At 67.2% G+C, this 18124-nt stretch carries 12 protein-coding genes; 7 read left to right on the forward strand and 5 right to left on the reverse strand.

The window, feature by feature from the left end:
* Window positions 1-13 precede the first annotated feature (13 nt).
* Genes GGR66_RS09010 through GGR66_RS09025 form a run of 4 tightly spaced genes read left to right on the forward strand, consistent with a single transcriptional unit; the run spans window position 14 to window position 5151 of the window.
* Window positions 14-880 (forward strand): CheR family methyltransferase, encoded by an 867-nt coding sequence (locus GGR66_RS09010; protein ID WP_160967778.1) that lies wholly within the window; start codon window positions 14-16, stop codon window positions 878-880.
* Window positions 877-1479 (forward strand): chemoreceptor glutamine deamidase CheD, encoded by a 603-nt coding sequence (gene cheD / locus GGR66_RS09015; protein ID WP_160958665.1) that lies wholly within the window; start codon window positions 877-879, stop codon window positions 1477-1479. The genes GGR66_RS09010 and cheD overlap by 4 nt, the downstream gene beginning before the upstream one ends.
* Window positions 1476-2549 carry a chemotaxis response regulator protein-glutamate methylesterase gene (locus GGR66_RS09020; RefSeq protein ID WP_184447997.1) on the forward strand — a complete coding sequence of 358 codons (1074 nt, stop codon included), beginning with the start codon at window positions 1476-1478 and terminating at the stop codon, window positions 2547-2549. The genes cheD and GGR66_RS09020 overlap by 4 nt, the downstream gene beginning before the upstream one ends.
* A 4-nt stretch (window positions 2550-2553) precedes the next feature.
* Window positions 2554-5151: an EAL domain-containing protein gene (locus tag GGR66_RS09025; protein WP_184447998.1), complete on the forward strand. Its 2598-nt coding sequence runs from the start codon at window positions 2554-2556 to the stop codon at window positions 5149-5151.
* 136 nt (window positions 5152-5287) lie between these two features.
* Here the strand turns inward: GGR66_RS09025 and acnB are convergent, their stop codons facing one another.
* From acnB to GGR66_RS09040, 3 genes are read right to left on the reverse strand one after another with little or no spacing between them, the layout of a single operon-like run.
* The gene (gene acnB, locus GGR66_RS09030; RefSeq protein WP_184447999.1) at window positions 5288-7879 is read right to left on the reverse strand and encodes a bifunctional aconitate hydratase 2/2-methylisocitrate dehydratase; all 2592 of its coding nucleotides are present in this window, start codon (window positions 7877-7879) and stop codon (window positions 5288-5290) included.
* 52 nt (window positions 7880-7931) lie between these two features.
* The gene (locus GGR66_RS09035) at window positions 7932-8339 is read right to left on the reverse strand and encodes a type II toxin-antitoxin system VapC family toxin (protein WP_019798091.1); all 408 of its coding nucleotides are present in this window, start codon (window positions 8337-8339) and stop codon (window positions 7932-7934) included.
* The gene (locus tag GGR66_RS09040; RefSeq protein ID WP_010343322.1) at window positions 8336-8599 is read right to left on the reverse strand and encodes an AbrB/MazE/SpoVT family DNA-binding domain-containing protein; all 264 of its coding nucleotides are present in this window, start codon (window positions 8597-8599) and stop codon (window positions 8336-8338) included. The genes GGR66_RS09035 and GGR66_RS09040 overlap by 4 nt, the downstream gene beginning before the upstream one ends.
* Before the next feature lie 149 nt (window positions 8600-8748).
* Between GGR66_RS09040 and acnA the strand changes: the two genes are divergently transcribed.
* The 3 genes from acnA (at window position 8749) to GGR66_RS09055 (ending at window position 14733) form a co-directional block, all read left to right on the forward strand.
* Window positions 8749-11508: an aconitate hydratase AcnA gene (gene acnA / locus GGR66_RS09045; protein WP_184448000.1), complete on the forward strand. Its 2760-nt coding sequence runs from the start codon at window positions 8749-8751 to the stop codon at window positions 11506-11508.
* A 520-nt stretch (window positions 11509-12028) separates the two neighbouring features.
* The gene (locus tag GGR66_RS09050) at window positions 12029-13714 is read left to right on the forward strand and encodes a long-chain fatty acid--CoA ligase (RefSeq protein WP_160967769.1); all 1686 of its coding nucleotides are present in this window, start codon (window positions 12029-12031) and stop codon (window positions 13712-13714) included.
* A 149-nt stretch (window positions 13715-13863) separates the two neighbouring features.
* Window positions 13864-14733 (forward strand): crotonase/enoyl-CoA hydratase family protein, encoded by an 870-nt coding sequence (locus GGR66_RS09055; protein WP_184448001.1) that lies wholly within the window; start codon window positions 13864-13866, stop codon window positions 14731-14733.
* 59 nt (window positions 14734-14792) lie between these two features.
* On the opposite strand, the gene GGR66_RS09060 is transcribed toward GGR66_RS09055, so the two are convergent.
* Entirely contained in the window at window positions 14793-16973 is a 2181-nt protein-coding gene (locus tag GGR66_RS09060) for an ATP-binding protein (RefSeq protein ID WP_184448002.1), read from the reverse strand.
* 1 nt (window position 16974) lies between these two features.
* Window positions 16975-18111 (reverse strand): two-component system response regulator, encoded by a 1137-nt coding sequence (locus tag GGR66_RS09065; RefSeq protein ID WP_184448003.1) that lies wholly within the window; start codon window positions 18109-18111, stop codon window positions 16975-16977.
* Between the last annotated feature and the right edge of the window lie 13 nt (window positions 18112-18124).

Consider the following 18124-nt stretch of genomic DNA (forward strand, 5'->3'; position numbering starts at 1 on the left):
ATCGCTGCACACCATGGCCATCCAGACTCCTGCTTCGCCCTCTTCCGGCTCCGACAATCGCGACTTCGACTTCAGCGATCGCGATTTCAAGCGGGTCTGCGACCTCATCTACCAGAAGGCCGGCATCGCGTTGGCCCCGGCCAAGCGCGACATGGTCTACGGCCGACTGTCGCGACGCCTGCGCGTGCTGGGCCTGCGCTCGTTCCGCGACTACCTGGACTGGCTGGAGCGCGACGGCGGCGACGAGTGGGAGGCGTTCACCAACGCGCTGACCACCAACCTGACTTCGTTCTTCCGCGAGCCGCACCATTTCGAGCGGCTGCGCGAAGAGTTGCAGAAGCACTCCAGCGCCGCGCCGCTGAAGATCTGGTCCTGCGCCGCCTCCACCGGCGAGGAGCCCTACTCGCTGGCGATCACCGCCTGCGAGGCCTTCGGCACGCTGACCCCGCCGGTGCGGATCCTCGCCACCGACGTCGACACCCAGGTGCTGGCCACCGCCTCGCGCGGCGTGTACGCGCTGGAGCGCGTCGCCAGCCTGGACCCCGCGCTCAAGCGCAAGTACTTCCAGCGCGGCAGCGGCGCCAACGAGGGCCAGTGCCGGGTGCTGCCGGCGCTGCGCGACCTGCTCGAGTTCCGCCAGCTCAACTTGCTGGAACCGCGCTACGACGTCGCCGGCCCGTACCTGGCGCTGTTCTGCCGCAACGTGATGATCTATTTCGACAAGCCCACCCAGCGCGGCATCCTGTCGCGGCTGATCCCGCACCTGGACGACGACGGCATGCTCTACACCGGCCATTCGGAGAACTATCTGCATGCGGCCGACCTGATCCAGCCCTGTGGCCGCACGCTGTACCGTCGGGCGCAAAAGGATCGCGCATGAGCCCCGCCGCCATGGCCCTGGACCAGGTGATGCGCTATCACGACACGCGCTTCCAGACGATCGCGGCCAAGCTGTTGCCGACCCAATACCTGGTGGTGGACGACGACACCGCGCTGACCACCATCCTGGGCTCGTGCGTGGCCGCCTGCATCCGCGACCCGTTGCTGAAGATCGGTGGCATGAACCACTTCATGCTGCCCGACGGCCAGAGCGGCGACGGCGCGCCGGCACGCTACGGCAGCTACGCGATGGAAGTGCTGATCAACGACCTGCTCAAGCGCGGCGCCGCCCGCAACCGCCTGGAAGCCAAGGTGTTCGGCGGCGGCAACGTGCTCAAGGGCTTCACCAACAACCCGGTCGGCACGCGCAACGCCGACTTCGTGCTGAACTACCTCAAGGCCGAACAGATCCCGGTGGTGGCCGAGGATCTGCGCGGCATCCATCCGCGCAAGATCTGGTTCTTTCCCGGCACCGGCCGCGTGGTCGTGCAGCGCCTGCCGCACGCGCACGAGGAAGCTGAGATCGCCGCGGCCGAGTCGGCGGTGCGCGCCCGTCTGGCCAAAGCCCCTGTCACCGGCGCCGTGGAGTTGTTCGAATGAGCCTGGAAGCCCCTTGCCGTGTCCTGATCGTCGACGACTCCGCGGTCGTGCGGCAGATCCTCACCGAGATCCTGTCGGGCGCGCCCGGCGTGGAAGTGGTCGGCTCGGCCGCCGACCCGCTGCTGGCGCGCGAGAAGATCAAGCGCCTGAATCCGGACGTGATCACCCTGGACGTGGAAATGCCGCGCATGGACGGCCTGGCGTTCCTGGAAAACCTGATGCGGCTGCGGCCCACGCCGGTGGTGATGATCTCCTCGCTCACCGAGCGCGGCGCCGACACCACGCTGCAGGCGCTGTCGCTGGGCGCGGTCGACTTCGTCTCCAAGCCCAAGCTCGACGTGGCCCGCGGGTTGGAGGGATACGCCGAAGAGATCATCACCAAGGTCAAGAATGCGGCCAAGGCCAAGGTCCGTGCTCTGGACCGGCCGGCCACGCCGAAACCGGCCAGCGCCACCGCCACGCCCGCCGCCGTGTCCTCGCTGAAGTTCCGCACCACCGACCGGCTGATCGCGATCGGTGCGTCCGCTGGCGGCACCGAAGCGCTGCGCGTGGTGCTGGAAGGCATGCCGGCCGATGCCCCGGCAGTGGTGATGACCCAGCATCTGCCGGCGGGCTTCAGCACGGCCTTCGCCGACCGTCTCAACCGGCACTCGGCGATGGCCGTGCGCGAGGCGACCGAAGGCGAAGCGATCCTGCCCGGCCACGCCTACCTGCCGCCCGGCGGCAAGCACCTGCAGGTGATCCGCGACGGCGCGCGCTGGCGCTGCAAGATCGACGACGGCCCGCCGGTCAACCGGCACAAGCCGGCGGTGGACGTGCTGTTCCAGTCGGTGGCGCGCAACGCCGGCGCCAACGCCATCGGTGCGATCCTCACCGGCATGGGCGACGACGGCGCGCGCGGCCTGCTGGAAATGCTGCAGGCCGGCGCCAGCACCCTGGTCCAGGACGAGGCCACCAGCGTGGTCTGGGGCATGCCCGGCACGGCCTTCCGGCTGGGCGCGGCGCAGGAGGTGCTGCCCCTGGACAAGATCGCCGAGCGCCTGATCGCGCTGTCCGTGCAGGCCCGCTGACAGCATGCCGGGCCGCCGCGCCACCACCTCGAGCGTCTCCAGCGACCCCAGTGTGGAAACGGCGCGGGCGGCCGCGGCCTGTTCCGAACTCGATCTGCTGCACTGCCTGCACTATGCCCCGCAAGGGGTGCTGGTGATCGATGCGAAGGCACGCGTGGTCGCCTTCAACCACACCGCCGAAGCGCTGTGGAACCGGCCACGCGCGCAGGTGCTGGGCCATCCGCTCGGCGAGCTGGTCGACGCGGAGAACCGCGCGGACTTCCTCGCCAGTTGCCTGCACCACGACGGCAGCGGCAGCTACGAACTGACGTTGCGCGACCCCGACGGTAGGGCACGCTGGCTGGCGGTGAGCGCGGCACGGGTGCCGGAGAACACCAGCCAGCTGCAGGTGCTGTTCGTGCGCGACATCAGCGCCGAACGCGCCCGCGATGCCAGGATGCGGCTGCTGTCGCTGGCGCTGGACTCCAGCGACAACGCGATCGTCGTCTGCGATCCGGAATTGAACATCCTCTACGTCAACGCCGGCTTCAGCCAGGTGTTCGGCTATGCCGAGAGCGAAGTGCTGGGGCACCTGCCCAGCAACGTGCTGACCGGCCCCGGTACCGACCTGCAGACCGTGCAGCAGACCCGCGAACGCGTACGCGCCGGCTTCGGCCACCAGGCCGACATCCTGGCGTACCGCAAGGACGGCACCCCGCTGTGGGCCACCCTGGTGGCCACCCCCATCGCCGGCGAGAACGGCGACCAACGGCGCTACATCCTCTCGTTCACCGACATCACCCAGAGCAAGATGCACGAGGTGCTGCACAAGAACGTGCTGGAGGCGCTGGTCCGCGAACAGCCGCTGGTCGAGGTCGCCACGCTGATCTGCAATGAGGTCGAGCGCATCGCGCCGGAACTGATGGCCGCGATCGTCAGCGTCGACGGCAGTGGTTGCCTGCAGCCGCTGGCGGCGCCGAGCATGCCGGCGCGGTTCGGCGAGACCATGAGCAACATGCGCGCCGGACCGCGTGCCGGCGCCCTCGCCACCTCGATCTGGCGCGGCAAGCAGGTGCTGGTGCTCGACCCGCGCACCGACCCGCTGTTCGCCGACTACATGGGGCTGGTGCAGTACGTGCAGTTGGGCACCTGCGTGGCTACCCCGATCAAGTCCAGCAGCGGCCGCGTCCTCGGCAGCTTCGCGCTGTGCTACCGGCAGGTGCGCGAGCCGTTGGCCTGGCACCTGCGCCTGATCGAACTCTGCGTGCATCTGTGCGCATTGGCGCTGGAACGCGAGCAGACCAGGGCACGCGTGCACCAGCTCGCCTTCTACGACTCGCTCACCGGCCTGCCCAACCGGGTGATGTTCAGCGCCCGCGCCGAGCAGGCGCTCGCCGCCGCCGAGCACCAGGGCGCGCCGGTGGCGATCCTGTTCGTGGACATCGACCGCTTCAAGCGCGTCAACGAGACCCAGGGCCATGCCGCCGGCGACGGCCTGTTGCGCGACATCGCCCATCGCATCGGCGACACCCTGGGCGTGACCGACCTCATCGGCCGCCAGGCCGGCGACGAATTCGTGCTGATGCTGCCGAACTGCAGCGTCGAACAGGCCGCCGGCGTCGCCGAGCGCCTGTTGCTGGCGCTGGCCGAGCCGCTGGTGGTCGGCCAGGTGACCCTGCACCCCAGCGCCAGCATCGGCGTGGCGATGTTCCCCGAGGACGGCAGCGACATCGAGACCTTGCTGCGCCATGCCGACCTGGCGATGTTCCGGGCCAAGCGCGAGGGCGGCAACAGCGTGTGCTACTTCAGTTCCGACATGAACCGCATGGCGCAGGAACGCGTGGCGATGGAGACCGCGCTGCGCGACGCCCTGCATCGCAACAAACTGCAACTGCACTACCAGCCGCAGTTGCACAGCCAGGCGCCGCATGCGCTGTACGGCGTGGAAGCGCTGCTGCGCTGGGAACATCCCAACCTCGGCGCGATCTCCCCTGCCCGCTTCGTACCGATGGCCGAGGAATGCGGGCTGATCGACGAGCTCGGACATTGGGTCCTGCGCGAGACCTGCCGGCAGATGGCCGACTGGCGCCTGCGCGGTATCCCGGTGCCGCGCGTGGCGGTGAACCTGTCGGCCAACAATTTCGCCGACCCGCAGCTGCCCGCGCGGGTGGAGGATCTGCTCGCCACCGCCGGCCTACAACCAGCGGACCTGGCACTGGAGATGACCGAGAGCGTCATGCTCTCCAACCCCGGCGCCGTGCTGGCCAATCTGCGCCAACTGCAGGCCAGCGGCGTGCTGCTGTCGCTGGACGACTTCGGCACCGGCTATTCCAGCCTCAGCCACCTGCATCAATTGCCGGTCAACGAACTGAAGCTGGACATGAGCTTCGTCAGCGACCTGGAGCACTGCCAGACCTCGCGCGCGCTGACCACCTCGGTGCTGCGCATTGGCGAGACCCTCGGCCTGCATACCGTCGCCGAGGGCGTGGAGACCGAGGCGCAGCGCGCGTTCCTGGCGCGGCTGGGCTGCCGCGTGCTGCAGGGCTTCCTGTTCGCCCCGGCGCTCACACCGGCGGCGCTGGAGCACTGGCTGCAGGGGCGTGCGTCCGCACAGCCGACGTAAGCGCACGCGAGCGCGGCAAGACCGCCGCGTCGGGAAACGCCTGCAACCCCCAAGAAAAAAGCCCGGCAATGCCGGGCTTCTCGTTTGCGACAGTGCCGCATGGGCGGCACGTCGCGTCAGCGCATCGCCGGGGCGATCAAGCGGCGACCGTGGCGGCCACGTCCTGATAGTCCTGGATCTGATCGAAGTTCATGTAGCGATAGATCTGCTCGCCACTGGTCTTGATCACGCCCACGTCGGCCATGTACTCGTCCTTGGTCGGGATCCGGCCCAGGCGCGAGCAGATCGCCGCCAGTTCCGCCGAGCCCAGGTACACGTTGGTGTTGCGGCCCAGGCGGTTGGGGAAGTTGCGGGTGGAGGTGGAGAACACCGTGGCGCCCTCGCGCGCCTGCGCCTGGTTGCCCATGCACAGCGAGCAGCCCGGCATTTCCATGCGCGCACCGGCGGCGCCGAAGGTGCCGTAGTGGCCTTCCTTGGTCAGCTCCGAGGCGTCCATCTTGGTCGGCGGCGCGACCCACAGGCGGGTCGGGATGTCGCGCTTGCCTTCCAGCAGCTTGGCCGCGGCACGGAAGTGGCCGATGTTGGTCATGCACGAGCCGATGAACACTTCGTCGATCGCCGCGCCGGCCACGTCGGACAGGGTCTTCACGTCGTCCGGGTCGTTCGGGCAGGCCACGATCGGCTCGTGGATGTCGGCCAGGTCGATCTCGATCACCGCGGCGTATTCGGCATCGGCATCAGGCTCGAGCAGCTGCGGGTCGGCCAGCCACTCTTCCATCTTCTTGATCCGCCGCGCCAGCGAACGCGCGTCGGCATAGCCTTCGGCGATCATCCACTTCAGCAGGGTGATGTTGCTGGTCAGGTACTCGACGATCGGCTCCTTGTTCAGGCGCACCGTGCAACCGGCGGCCGACCGCTCGGCGGAGGCGTCGGACAGTTCGAACGCCTGCTCCACCTTCAGTTCCGGCAGGCCTTCGATCTCCAGGATGCGGCCGGAGAAGATGTTCTTCTTGCCCTGCTTGGCCACGGTCAGCAGGCCCTGCTTGATCGCGTACAGCGGGATCGCGTTGACCAGATCGCGCAGGGTCACGCCCGGCTGCATCTGCCCCTTGAAGCGCACCAGCACGCTCTCGGGCATGTCCAGCGGCATGACGCCGGTGGCGGCGGCGAAGGCGACCAGGCCGGAGCCGGCCGGGAACGAGATGCCGATCGGGAAGCGGGTGTGCGAGTCGCCGCCGGTGCCGACGGTGTCGGGCAGCAGCATGCGGTTGAGCCAGCTGTGGATGACGCCGTCGCCCGGACGCAGCGACACGCCGCCGCGGGTGGAGATGAACTCCGGCAGGGTGTGGTGGGTCTTGACGTCGACCGGCTTCGGGTACGCGGCGGTGTGGCAGAACGACTGCATCACCAGGTCGGCGGAGAAGCCCAGGCAGGCCAGGTCCTTCAGCTCGTCGCGGGTCATCGGGCCGGTGGTGTCCTGCGAGCCCACCGAGGTCATCTTCGGTTCGCAGTAGGTGCCCGGGCGCATGCCCTGGCCTTCCGGCAGCCCGCAGGCGCGGCCGACCATCTTCTGCGCCAGCGAGAAGCCCTTGCCGGTGTCCGGCGGGTCCATCGGCAGGCGGAACAGGTCCGAGGCCGGCAGGCCCAGGAACTCGCGCGCCTTGGCGGTCAGGCCGCGGCCGACGATCAGCGGGATGCGGCCGCCGGCGCGCACTTCGTCGAACAGCACGTCCGACTTCATCGCGAACTCGGCGATCACCTGCCCGTTCTTCAGTGCCTTGCCCTCGTACGGACGCAGCTCGACCACGTCGCCGTGCTCCATCTGCGACACGTCCAGCTCGATCGGCAGCGCGCCGGCGTCTTCCATGGTGTTGTAGAAGATCGGCGCGATCTTCGAGCCCAGGCACACGCCGCCAAAACGCTTGTTGGGGATGTAGGGGATGTCCTCGCCGGTCCACCACAGCACCGAGTTGGTCGCCGACTTGCGCGAGGAACCGGTGCCGACCACGTCGCCGACGTAGGCGACCAGATGGCCCTTGGTCTTGAGATCGGCGATGGCCTGGATCGGGCCGCGCTTGCCGTCTTCTTCCGGCTCGAACGGGGCGCCGTCGCGCTTGTTCTTGAGCATCGCCAGCGCGTGCAGCGGGATGTCGGGACGGGTGGTGGCGTCCGGCGCCGGCGACAGGTCGTCGGTGTTGGTCTCGCCCGGCACCTTGAACACGGTGATGGTCAGGCTCTGCGGCACTTCCGGCTTGCTGGTGAACCACTCGGCCTCGGCCCAGCTCTGCAGCACCGCCTTGGCGTGCGCGTTGCCGGCCTCGGCCTTCTCCTGCACGTCGTGGAAGGCGTCGAAGATCAGCAGCGTGTGCTTCAGGCCCTCGGCGGCGACTGCACCGAGTTCGGCGTTGTCCAGCAGCTCGATCAGCGGATGGATGTTGTAGCCGCCGAGCATGGTGCCCAGCAGTTCGGTGGCGCGGGTGCGCGAGATCAGCGGGGTCTTCTCGCTGCCGAAGGCGACCGCGGCCAGGTACGAGGCCTTGACCTTGGCGGCGTCGTCGACGCCCGCCGGCACGCGATGGCTCAGCAGTTCGACCAGGAAGTGCTCCTCGCCGGCCGGCGGGTTCTTCAGCAGTTCGATGACCTGCGCGGTCTGCTGCGCGCTCAGCGGCAGCGGCGGGATTCCGAGCGCGGCGCGCTCTGCAACGTGGTGGCGGTAGGCTTCCAACATGCGGGTTCTCCGGAAAAATACGGTGGGGATGTGCGGTAGCGGCGGCGCGGCGTCAGCCGGCAGGCTTGGGGACGATGATCTTCAGGCCCTTGAAGTAATCGCGGAAAAAACGGTCGTCGCGGGTGATCAGGCCATCGCATTGCAGCAACGCATGCGCGCCGATCAGGAAATCGGCCACCACCCGCTCGCGCTTGCCGCCGCGGGCGCGGAAGCGGCGCTGCATCTCGCCGGCGCGCAAGGCCGACTTGGCCTCCAGCGCGCTGAAGCGGATGCTCATGTCCTCCAGCACCGACAACGCCTCGGCACCATCGCGCAGCGCGCTGCACACTTCGGCCAGGACGATGTCGCAGACCACCACCGGACCGGTGCTCAGGCACTGCCGCAGGCAGGCTTCGGCGGCGTCGGCCTGGGGGCCGTCGGCCAGCAGGTCCACCAACACGGACGAGTCGATGGCGATCATGCGCCGGCGTCGGGCTCGGGTTCGAACGGATCGCCCGGGGCGCGGCCGCGGATGGCGCGCATCGCCTCGTCGGTACTGGCGAAGCCGTCGAGCTTGAAGCGGCCGCGGGCGCGCGAGATGGCATCGTCCACGCTCTTGCGCAGGATGATCCGGCCGCCGTCCAGTTCCACTTTCAGGATGGTGCCCTTGCTCAGGCCCAGTGCGTCGCGCACGGCCTTGGGCAAGGTGATCTGACCGCGCTCGGCGACAGTGGCTTCCATGGGGCGGGCTCCACAAGGTATGCACGAATTTTACATACTTGAAGCGTCATACTCAAGCCCGCATACAGCGCAGGTCACACCTGCCATACACACTGAATCGGTCAGAATGACCGCAGTCCCTACAGCCGCGATGCCATAGGAGTTCCGTGATGAGCGATTCCTTTTCCACCCGTGCCTCGCTCGAGGTCAACGGCCAACGCTACGCCTACTACAGCCTGCCCAAGCTCGCCGAGCGCTTCGACATTGCCCGCCTGCCCTACTCGCTGAAGATCCTGCTGGAAAACCTGTTGCGCCACGAAGACGGCGGCGTGACCGTGGGCAAGGACCACATCGAGGCAGTGGCCAAGTGGGATCCCAAGGCCGAGCCGGACACCGAGATCGCCTTCATGCCGGCGCGCGTGGTGCTGCAGGACTTCACCGGCGTACCGTGCGTGGTCGACCTGGCCGCAATGCGCGACGCGGTGGTCAAGCTCGGCGGGCGCCCGGAACAGATCAACCCGCTGATTCCCTCGGAACTGGTGATCGACCATTCGGTGCAGGTGGACGTGTTCGGCAAGCCCGACGCGCTGGACCTCAACGGCAAGATCGAATTCCAGCGCAACAAGGAGCGCTACGGCTTCCTGCGCTGGGGCCAGAAGGCGTTCGACAACTTCAAGGTCGTGCCCCCGAACACCGGCATCGTGCACCAGGTCAACCTGGAGCACCTGGCGCGGGTGGTGATGACCGGCGAACGCGACGGCGAGGCGATCGCCTACCCGGACACCGTGTTCGGCACCGATAGCCACACCACCATGATCAACGGCATCGGCGTGCTCGGCTGGGGCGTGGGCGGCATCGAGGCGGAAGCGGCGATGCTCGGCCAGCCTTCGTCGATGCTGATCCCGCAGGTGGTGGGCTTCAAGCTCACCGGCAAGCTGCCCGAAGGCGCCACCGCCACCGACCTGGTGCTGACGGTGACGCAGATGCTGCGCAAGCACGGGGTGGTCGGCAAGTTCGTCGAGTTCTTCGGCGACGGCCTGCGGCACCTGCCGCTGGCCGACCGCGCCACCATCGGCAACATGGCGCCCGAATACGGCGCGACCTGCGGCATCTTCCCGATCGACGCCGAATCGCTGACCTACCTGCGCCTGTCCGGGCGCAGCGAGGAGCAGATCGCGCTGGTCGAGGCCTACGCCAAGGCGCAGGGCCTGTGGCACGACGCCGACAGCGCGCATGCCGCATACAGCGCCACCCTGGAACTGGACATGGGCCAGGTCAAGCCCTCGCTGGCCGGCCCCAAGCGCCCGCAGGACCGCGTGCTGCTGGAAGACATGCAGCGCAACTTCCGCGACAGCCTGGTGCCGTTCGCCGACGCGCGCAGCAAGCGCCACAGCGATGCGAAACAGGAAGACCGGCTCAAGAACGAAGGCGGCGGCGGCACTGCGGTCGGCGCCCAAGCGGCGCATGCGCAGGAGGCCGAGGCCAGCGGCGCCGGCTGGCAGCTACGCGACGGCGCGGTGGTGATCGCGGCGATCACCTCCTGCACCAACACCTCCAACCCGGCGGTGATGCTCGGCGCCGGCCTGCTCGCGCGCAACGCCGTGGCCAAGGGCCTGAAGGCGCAGCCGTGGGTGAAGACCTCGCTCGGGCCGGGCTCGCTGGTGGTCACCGATTACCTGAAGAAGGCCGGAGTGATGGACGACCTGGAACAGCTCGGCTTCTACGTGGTCGGCTACGGCTGCACCACCTGCATCGGCAACTCCGGCCCGCTGCCGGAGGACGTGTCGGCGGCCATCGCCCAGGACGACTTGGTGGTGGCGTCGGTGCTGTCGGGCAACCGCAACTTCGAAGGCCGTGTGCATCCGGAAGTGAAGATGAACTACCTGGCCTCCCCGCCGCTGGTAGTCGCCTACGCCATCGCCGGCACCACCGACATCGACCTGACCCGCGACCCGCTGGGCACCGGCAGCGACGGCCAGCCGGTGTACCTGCGCGACATCTGGCCGAGCAACAAGGAGATCGGCGACACCATCGCCGCCACGGTCGGCCCGGAGATGTTCAAGCAGAACTACGCCGACGTGTTCAAGGGCGACAGCCGCTGGGCCGCCATCGCCTCGCCCGACGGCGAGCTGTACGCCTGGGACGGCGCCTCCACCTACATCAAGAACCCGCCCTACTTCGACGGCATGACCATGCAGGTCGGCCGCATCGACGACGTGCACGGCGCGCGCGTGCTCGGCCTGTTCGGCGACTCGATCACCACCGACCACATCTCCCCGGCCGGCAACATCAAGAAGGACTCGCCGGCGGGCCGCTTCCTGCAGGAGCGCGGCGTGCAGCCGGCCGACTTCAACAGCTACGGCAGCCGCCGCGGCAACGACGACGTCATGGTCCGCGGCACCTTCGCCAACATCCGCATCAAGAACCTGATGTTCGGCGGCGAGGAAGGCGGCAACACCCTGTACCACCCGCCCGGCGGCGGCCAGCCGGAAAAGCTGGCGATCTACGACGCGGCGATGAAGTACAAGGCCGACGGCGTGCCGCTGGTGGTGATCGGCGGCAAGGAATACGGCACCGGCTCCTCGCGCGACTGGGCGGCCAAGGGCACCAACCTGCTCGGGGTCAAGGCCGTGATCGCCGAAAGCTTCGAACGCATCCACCGCTCCAACCTGGTCGGCATGGGCGTGCTGCCGCTGCAGTTCCTCGACGGCCAGAACGCGCAGAGCCTGGGCCTGGACGGCTCGGAAGTGTTTGAGATCACCGGCCTGCAGGACGGCGCCAGCAAGCGCGCCAAGGTCGTGGCGACCAAGGCCGACGGCAGCGCGCAGTCCTTCGAGGTGGCGGTGATGCTGCTGACCCCGAAGGAAGTGGAGTACTTCCGCCATGGCGGCCTGCTGCAGTACGTGCTGCGGCAATTGGCTGCGCGCTGACAGCCGCACGGGTTTCCCACACGGAACCCTGGCCCCCGTGCCTAGCGCGGGGGCGATGCTCGGGTACGCGAATTGACACTTGCATGCGCGCGCACTCGAGAGCAAAGGCTTTCGCCTTTCGGCGAGTTACTTTTCTTTGCTTGTGCAAAGAAAAGTAACCAAAAGAAAGCACACCCTGCCTCGCGCCCTACGCGCTGCGCGTTCCGGGTCCGCGTCCAGCCCGGGGATCCGCGGGAGGGGCATCCTGCCCCTGCCGCGGACGGCGCACGTCCCTGTGCGCCGCCCCTTCGGGGTTTTTCCCCGTGCTGGCCGCCGCTTCGGAAGGGAACCGGTAAAAGCAACAGCAACAGCAGATAGCCTTCGGCACTCTTGCCCTACCGGCACAAAAACACGCTCGCCCACAAGGCATCCCCCCGCCCCTGTTCGCCTTTCTCCCCTACGGAACGGTATGCTCCCATTACGGGATTCCGGCGGATACTGTCCGCTGCGCGCCCATCAATACATTTCCTGGAGGGGGAATATGAGTCTGGATCGTCCGTGGTTGCAGAGTTATCCGGCCGGCGTTGGCGCCGACATCGATGTCGATGAATACCGCTCCGTCGCCGCCGTCTTCGAAAGCTCCGTGGCCAAGTTCGGCGACCGCCCCGCCTACTGCAACTTCGGCAAGACCCTGACCTACCGCGAGGCCGGCGAACTGGCCCGGCAATTCGCCGGCTACCTGCTGGGCGAACTGCAACTCAAGAAGGGCGACCGCGTCGCCCTGATGATGCCCAACTGCCTGCAGTACCCCATTGCCACCTTCGGCGTGCTGCTGGCCGGCATGACCGTGGTCAACGTCAACCCGCTGTACACCCCGCGCGAACTGCGCCACCAGTTGATCGACTCCGGCGCCAGCGCGCTGGTGGTGATCGACAACTTCGGCACCACCGTGCAGGAAGTGCTCGCCGACACGCCGATCAAGCAGGTCATCACCACCGGCCTGGGCGACATGCTCGGCTTCCCCAAGGGGCCGCTGGTCAACTTCGTCCTGAAGTACGTCAAGAAGCTGGTGCCGGACTACGACCTCCCCAACGCGATCCGCTTCCGCGACGCGCTGACCCTCGGCCGCCTGCACACGCTGCCGCCGATCGACATCGCGCCGGACGACATCGCCTTCCTGCAGTACACCGGCGGCACCACCGGCGTGGCCAAGGGCGCGATGCTGACCCACCGCAACCTGGTCGCCAACATGCTGCAGGCAGGCGCCTGGATCTCGGCGACCGGCAAGCTGGAGGAAGGCAAGGAAGTCATCATCACCGCGCTGCCGCTGTACCACATCTTCGCGCTGACCGCGAACGGGCTGGTCTTCATGAAGCTCGGCGGGCTCAATCACCTGATCAGCAATCCGCGCGACATGCCGGGCTTCGTCAAGGAACTGCAGAAGACCCGCTTCACCGCCTTCACCGGCGTCAACACCCTGTTCAACGGCCTGCTCAACACGCCCGGCTTCGACAAGGTGGATTTCTCCTCGCTGAAGTTCACCCTCGGCGGCGGCATGGCGGTGCAACGCGCGGTGGCCGAACGCTGGAAGCAGGTCACCGGCGTCACCCTGGTCGAGGCCTACGGCCTGACCGAGACCTCGCCGGCGGCCTGCATCAACCCGCTGACCCTGACCGAATACAACGGCGCGATCGGCCTGCCGATCCCCTCCACCGACGCCTGCGTCAAGGACGACCAGGGCCAGACCCTCGCCCATGGCGAGGTCGGTGAGCTGTGCATCCGCGGGCCGCAGGTGATGAAGGGTTACTGGCGCCGGCCGGAGGACACCGCCAGCGCCATCGATGCCGACGGCTGGCTGCACACCGGCGACATGGCGCGGATGGATCCGCAGGGCTTCTTCTATATCGTCGACCGCAAGAAGGACATGATCCTGGTGTCCGGCTTCAACGTGTATCCGAACGAGGTCGAGGACGTCATCGCGATGATGCCGGGCGTGCTGGAAGTGGCCGCGGTCGGTGTGCCGGACGAAAAATCCGGCGAAGCGGTCAAGGTGGTCATCGTCAAGAAGGACCCCAACCTGACCGCCGACGAGGTGAAGGCGCACGCCCGCGCCAACCTCACCGGCTACAAGCACCCGCGCATCGTCGAATTCCGCAAGGAGCTGCCCAAGACCAACGTCGGGAAGATCCTGCGGCGCGAGTTGCGCGACGCACCGCCGCCGCAATAAGCAGGTCCAGCGGGCGCCCACGCGGCGCCCGTGCAGGCGATGGCGGGGCGAGTTCCGGCCACGGCACCCGGGTGTAGCATCCGCCGGGTGGAAACGCACTCGCCCGCTGCGCCACGCCATCTCCGCGGGCGTCTTTCCGAGAGCCCGCCATGAGCACGATCGACACGCTGCCCCGTACCCGCACCTATTCCAGCATCCGCATCGATGCGGACGGCGACGACGATAGCCATTGGTTGTACATGCATGCGAATCCACAGCTCGGCACGCGCCCATGCTTCCATAGCCAGATGCTGGATGACGTACTGGCAGCACTGGAGGCGATGACAACGCGTGCGAATACGCTCAGGAAGGGCGCACTGAAGCATCTGGTTATCGCCTCCGACGCCAATGTCTTCAATCTCGGCGGCGATCTTGCGCTCTTTTCCGACCTCATCCGCCGCAAAGACCGCGAGCAACTGCTCGACTACGCCTATCGCTGCGTGAGCGGCGTCCATCAACTGCAGCGAGGCCTGGCGGGCGACGTGCGCACCATCGCCCTGCTGCAAGGCGATACCCTGGGCGGAGGTCTGGAGATGGCATTGGCCTGCCACACGATCGTCGCAGAAGAAGGCGTCACGATGGGGTTGCCGGAGGCGATTTTCGGACTGATTCCCGGCATGGGCGCTTATTCCTTCCTGTGCAAGCGCGTCGCTCCGCATGTGGCCGAACAGATCATCCTGGGTGCCGACCTGTACAGCAGCGAGCAGATGCACGCGATGGGCATCGTCGATGTACTGGTCCCGCGGAACCAGGGCATCGACCGCGTGAAACAGCTCATCCACCACCAGCGCCGCAGCCCGCAGTCGTACCTGGCGATGAACACGGTGCGCAATCTGGCGCAACCCGTGACCCTGCAGGAACTGCAGGCGATCACCAAAATCTGGGTCGATTCCGCGTTGGCGCTGGACGAGAAATCGCTGCGCACGATGGATCGGCTGGTGCGCGCGCAGACCCGCCGTGCGCGGGATGTTGCAGCCTAGCTGGAAAACGCAGTGGTCAGCGGTCGGCCCGGTATCACGCCCGGGCCTTACCGTCGGCCTCAGCGCAATTCGTTTTCTTCGGAACTTGCGCTGCGGCGCGCACGCGCCTCGAGCACTTCCCTGCCCTCGGTCAGACTGGCGTTGAGTGCCATCAACCGGGAGCGCCATTCGCTGCGCATCTGCCATTCCGCCATCTGCATCAACTCGCCACCAAGGCTGGCCAGCCGGATCAGGCCCAGATTGCTCGCCACGCCCTTGATCGCGTGAGCATGTTCGCGCAGACGTTCCCAATGCTCCGCGTCGCCTGCGATCTGCATGCCACCCAGGCAGCCCTCGGCATCGTTGAGACACTGCGAAATGAACTCGCGTTCGAATCCTTCGCCCATGCCCAGCCCGGCCAATTCATCGAGCACGGAGGAATCCAGCACACCTTCGGACGTGGTGGCGATCAACTGCCTGACCTGAGCCTCGCCAGAGCCGCGCAGGCGCCCCTCCGCGGCAATGTCGGCCAACGTATCCAGCAGACGGCTGGCGACGACCGGCTTGGCCAGGAACGTGTGCGCACCGGCCTGCTCACAACGCTGGATCGCGTCGGGTGTGACGTCCGCGCTGAGCACCACCACGGGCGTGCGCGGGCCGCCAGCCTGCATGATCCGCAGCTGCTTCAGCATGTCCAACCCGCTCATGCCGGGCATGTGCAAATCGACAATGACCCCATCGAACTCGCTCTCCGCCAAGGCGTCCAGCACCGATTCGGCCCCCTCGACGCAGATCGGACGGTGACCCGCCTTCTGCAGCAGGCGCTGTAGCACCATGCGATTGGCCGCGTGGTCATCGGCCACCAGAATGCGCATGCTGCGGATGCGCGCACGGTGGCGCAGGAAGGGATCCGAAAAGGCAATGACGTTCCCAGGCTGGCCGTTCTCCTCGGGGCGTTCGGCGGAAGCCGCCTCCGCCTGCGGCTCTTCCTCGACAGTGCTTACAGGAATCTCGAACGGCAGATCGAACCAGAACCGGCTTCCGCGCGGCAGGTTCTCCTGATAGCCGATACTGCCGCCCATCGACTCCACCAAGCCTTTGGCGATCGTGGTGCCCAGTCCGGTTCCTTCGTAACGGCGGGCCAATCCCACATCCGCCTGCTCGAAGGCATCGAACAGCCGCGATCGCATCGACTCCGGCACACCGATGCCCGTGTCGACGATATCGAAACTCAGCCATGTCCGATCCATGTCGGTGCGCAGCAGCTTGACCCGCACGTCGACTCGACCGAAGTCGGTGAACTTGATCGCGTTCCCGGCCAAATTCAGCAGCACTTGGCGCAGGTGGCCTGCATCGCCGAGGAGATGATTCGGCACTTCAGCGGCGATGTCGACGAAATAGCCGATCGCCTTGGCCCGCGCCTGCGGCTGCAGGATCAAACCGATCTGCTCCACGGTTTCGCGCAGAGAGAAGGCACTGTTGTCGATGCGGATCTTTCCGGCCTCGATCGCCGAGATGTCGAGCACTTCCTCGACCAGCGAGAGCAGGCTCTTGGCAGACGCCTGGATGGTGCTGACGCACTCGCGCTGCTCGGCATCGAGTCTGGTCGTCGACAACACCTCTGTCATGCCGGACAGGCCGTTGAGTGGGGTACGGAATTCGTGGCTCATGTTGGCCAGAAAGCGGCTCTTTGCCTCGTTGGCGCGCTGCGCCTCCTTCGTCGCCTGAGTCAATTGCCGCAACAGCCCTGACAGATAAACCGGCACCGCCAACAGGCCGATGACCAGACCAACGCCCAGCCCAAGATTGTTGCGCCAGTAAGACGTTACCAGCACGGTGGTGCCGAAGCTGGCCACCCCCATGGCCACCGCCAGATAAAGATACCGGTTGCCGTAGCGCAAACCGTTGCCAACCGTCACCCACAGGACCACGACGTACATCCAGGCCAGCGGCTCGCCCATGCCGATCATCGCCGCAGCGATCAGGCCGTAGTCGGCGATCATGCCGATGATCCGTCGCGTATCGCAACGTTCAGGCCGCCACAGCAACCAGGCCAGCACACCCAGCGACAGCACCAGACCGGACGACACCACGGCGACCACGTTCAGGTACTCGCGCATGGGCAAGGTGGCGCGCGGACCCGGCAACAGCACATAGCTCAGGATGATAGAGATCAGGGCGATCCGCACCAGGGCCTGCGCGTGCTCGGTATCCTTGCGCTCCGCGAACCGTTGCCGCACCCACCTGATCGCCGAGATCATGTCAGACCCCTGGTCGCGCCGAGGCGGTGGAGAATTTCTCGCAGATCACCTGCAGTTGCTCGCGGCCGCGGAACAGCGCGTCCACGCAGCGCGGGTCGAACAGACGGCCGCGCTGGGCGTAGAGGTAGGCCAGCGTCGCATCCATGGTCCAGGCATCCTTGTAGGGGCGCGGCGAGATCAGCGCGTCGAACACGTCGGCGACCGCCACGATCCGCGCTTCCAGCGGAATCGCCTCGCCGACCAGGCCGTCCGGGTAGCCGCTACCGTCGTAGCGCTCATGGTGGCGCAGGGCGATCAGCGCGCCGACCTGGATGAAGCGGTTCTGGCTGCCGCTGAGCAGTTCGTAGCCGATGCGCGGGTGCATGCGCATCACCGCCATCTCGTCCTCGTTGAGCTTGCCCGGCTTGAGCAGCACCGCATCGGGAATGGCGATCTTGCCCATGTCGTGCAGGCTCGCCGCCATCTCGATGACCCGCACCTCGTCCTCGGACAGGCCCAGTTGCTCGGCGATCAGCCCGGCCACGTGGGCCATGCGCTCCAGGTAGGCGCTGGTGCCGACGTCGCGGTACTCGATGGCCCGCGCCAGCCGCGACAGGGTCTCGCGTTCGCGTTCCTCGACCTCGCGCATGCTGGCCAGCAGGCGCTGCTCCAGCGACATCGCGCGCTGCTTGATGTTCTCGCTCTGCAGCCGCAACTGCAGCAGGTTATGGCAGCGCGCACGCAGTTCGCGCGGGCGGATCGGCTTGACCAGGAAGTCGATCACCCCCGCCTCCAGGGCGGCCTGGCGGATCGGCTCGTCGCCGACCACGGTGATCAGGATGATCGGGATGTCGCGGTGCTTGGGCAGCCGGCGCAGGCGCCGCGCGAACTCCAGCCCGTCCATGCCCGGCATGCGGTAGTCGAGCAGCAACAGATCGACCTTGCCGGCCTCGCACCAGGCCAGCGCGGCCTGCGAATCGCCGAAATCGCGCACGGTCAGTTCCGGGGCGATGTCCTCGATGACATGCCGCAGCATCGTGCGCGCGGAGGTCTGATCGTCGACGATGACGATGTTCAAACGATTGTCGCTTCCGTCGGCCCAGTGGAGACGGTCCCCGTTCGAGGACGCGCCGGAGAGGCTCATGCTGGCATCATGCATCTGCAATCCTCCG

The sequence above is a fragment of the Xanthomonas sp. 3498 genome (assembly GCF_014199795.1).
Taxonomy (GTDB): domain Bacteria; phylum Pseudomonadota; class Gammaproteobacteria; order Xanthomonadales; family Xanthomonadaceae; genus Xanthomonas_A; species Xanthomonas_A rydalmerensis.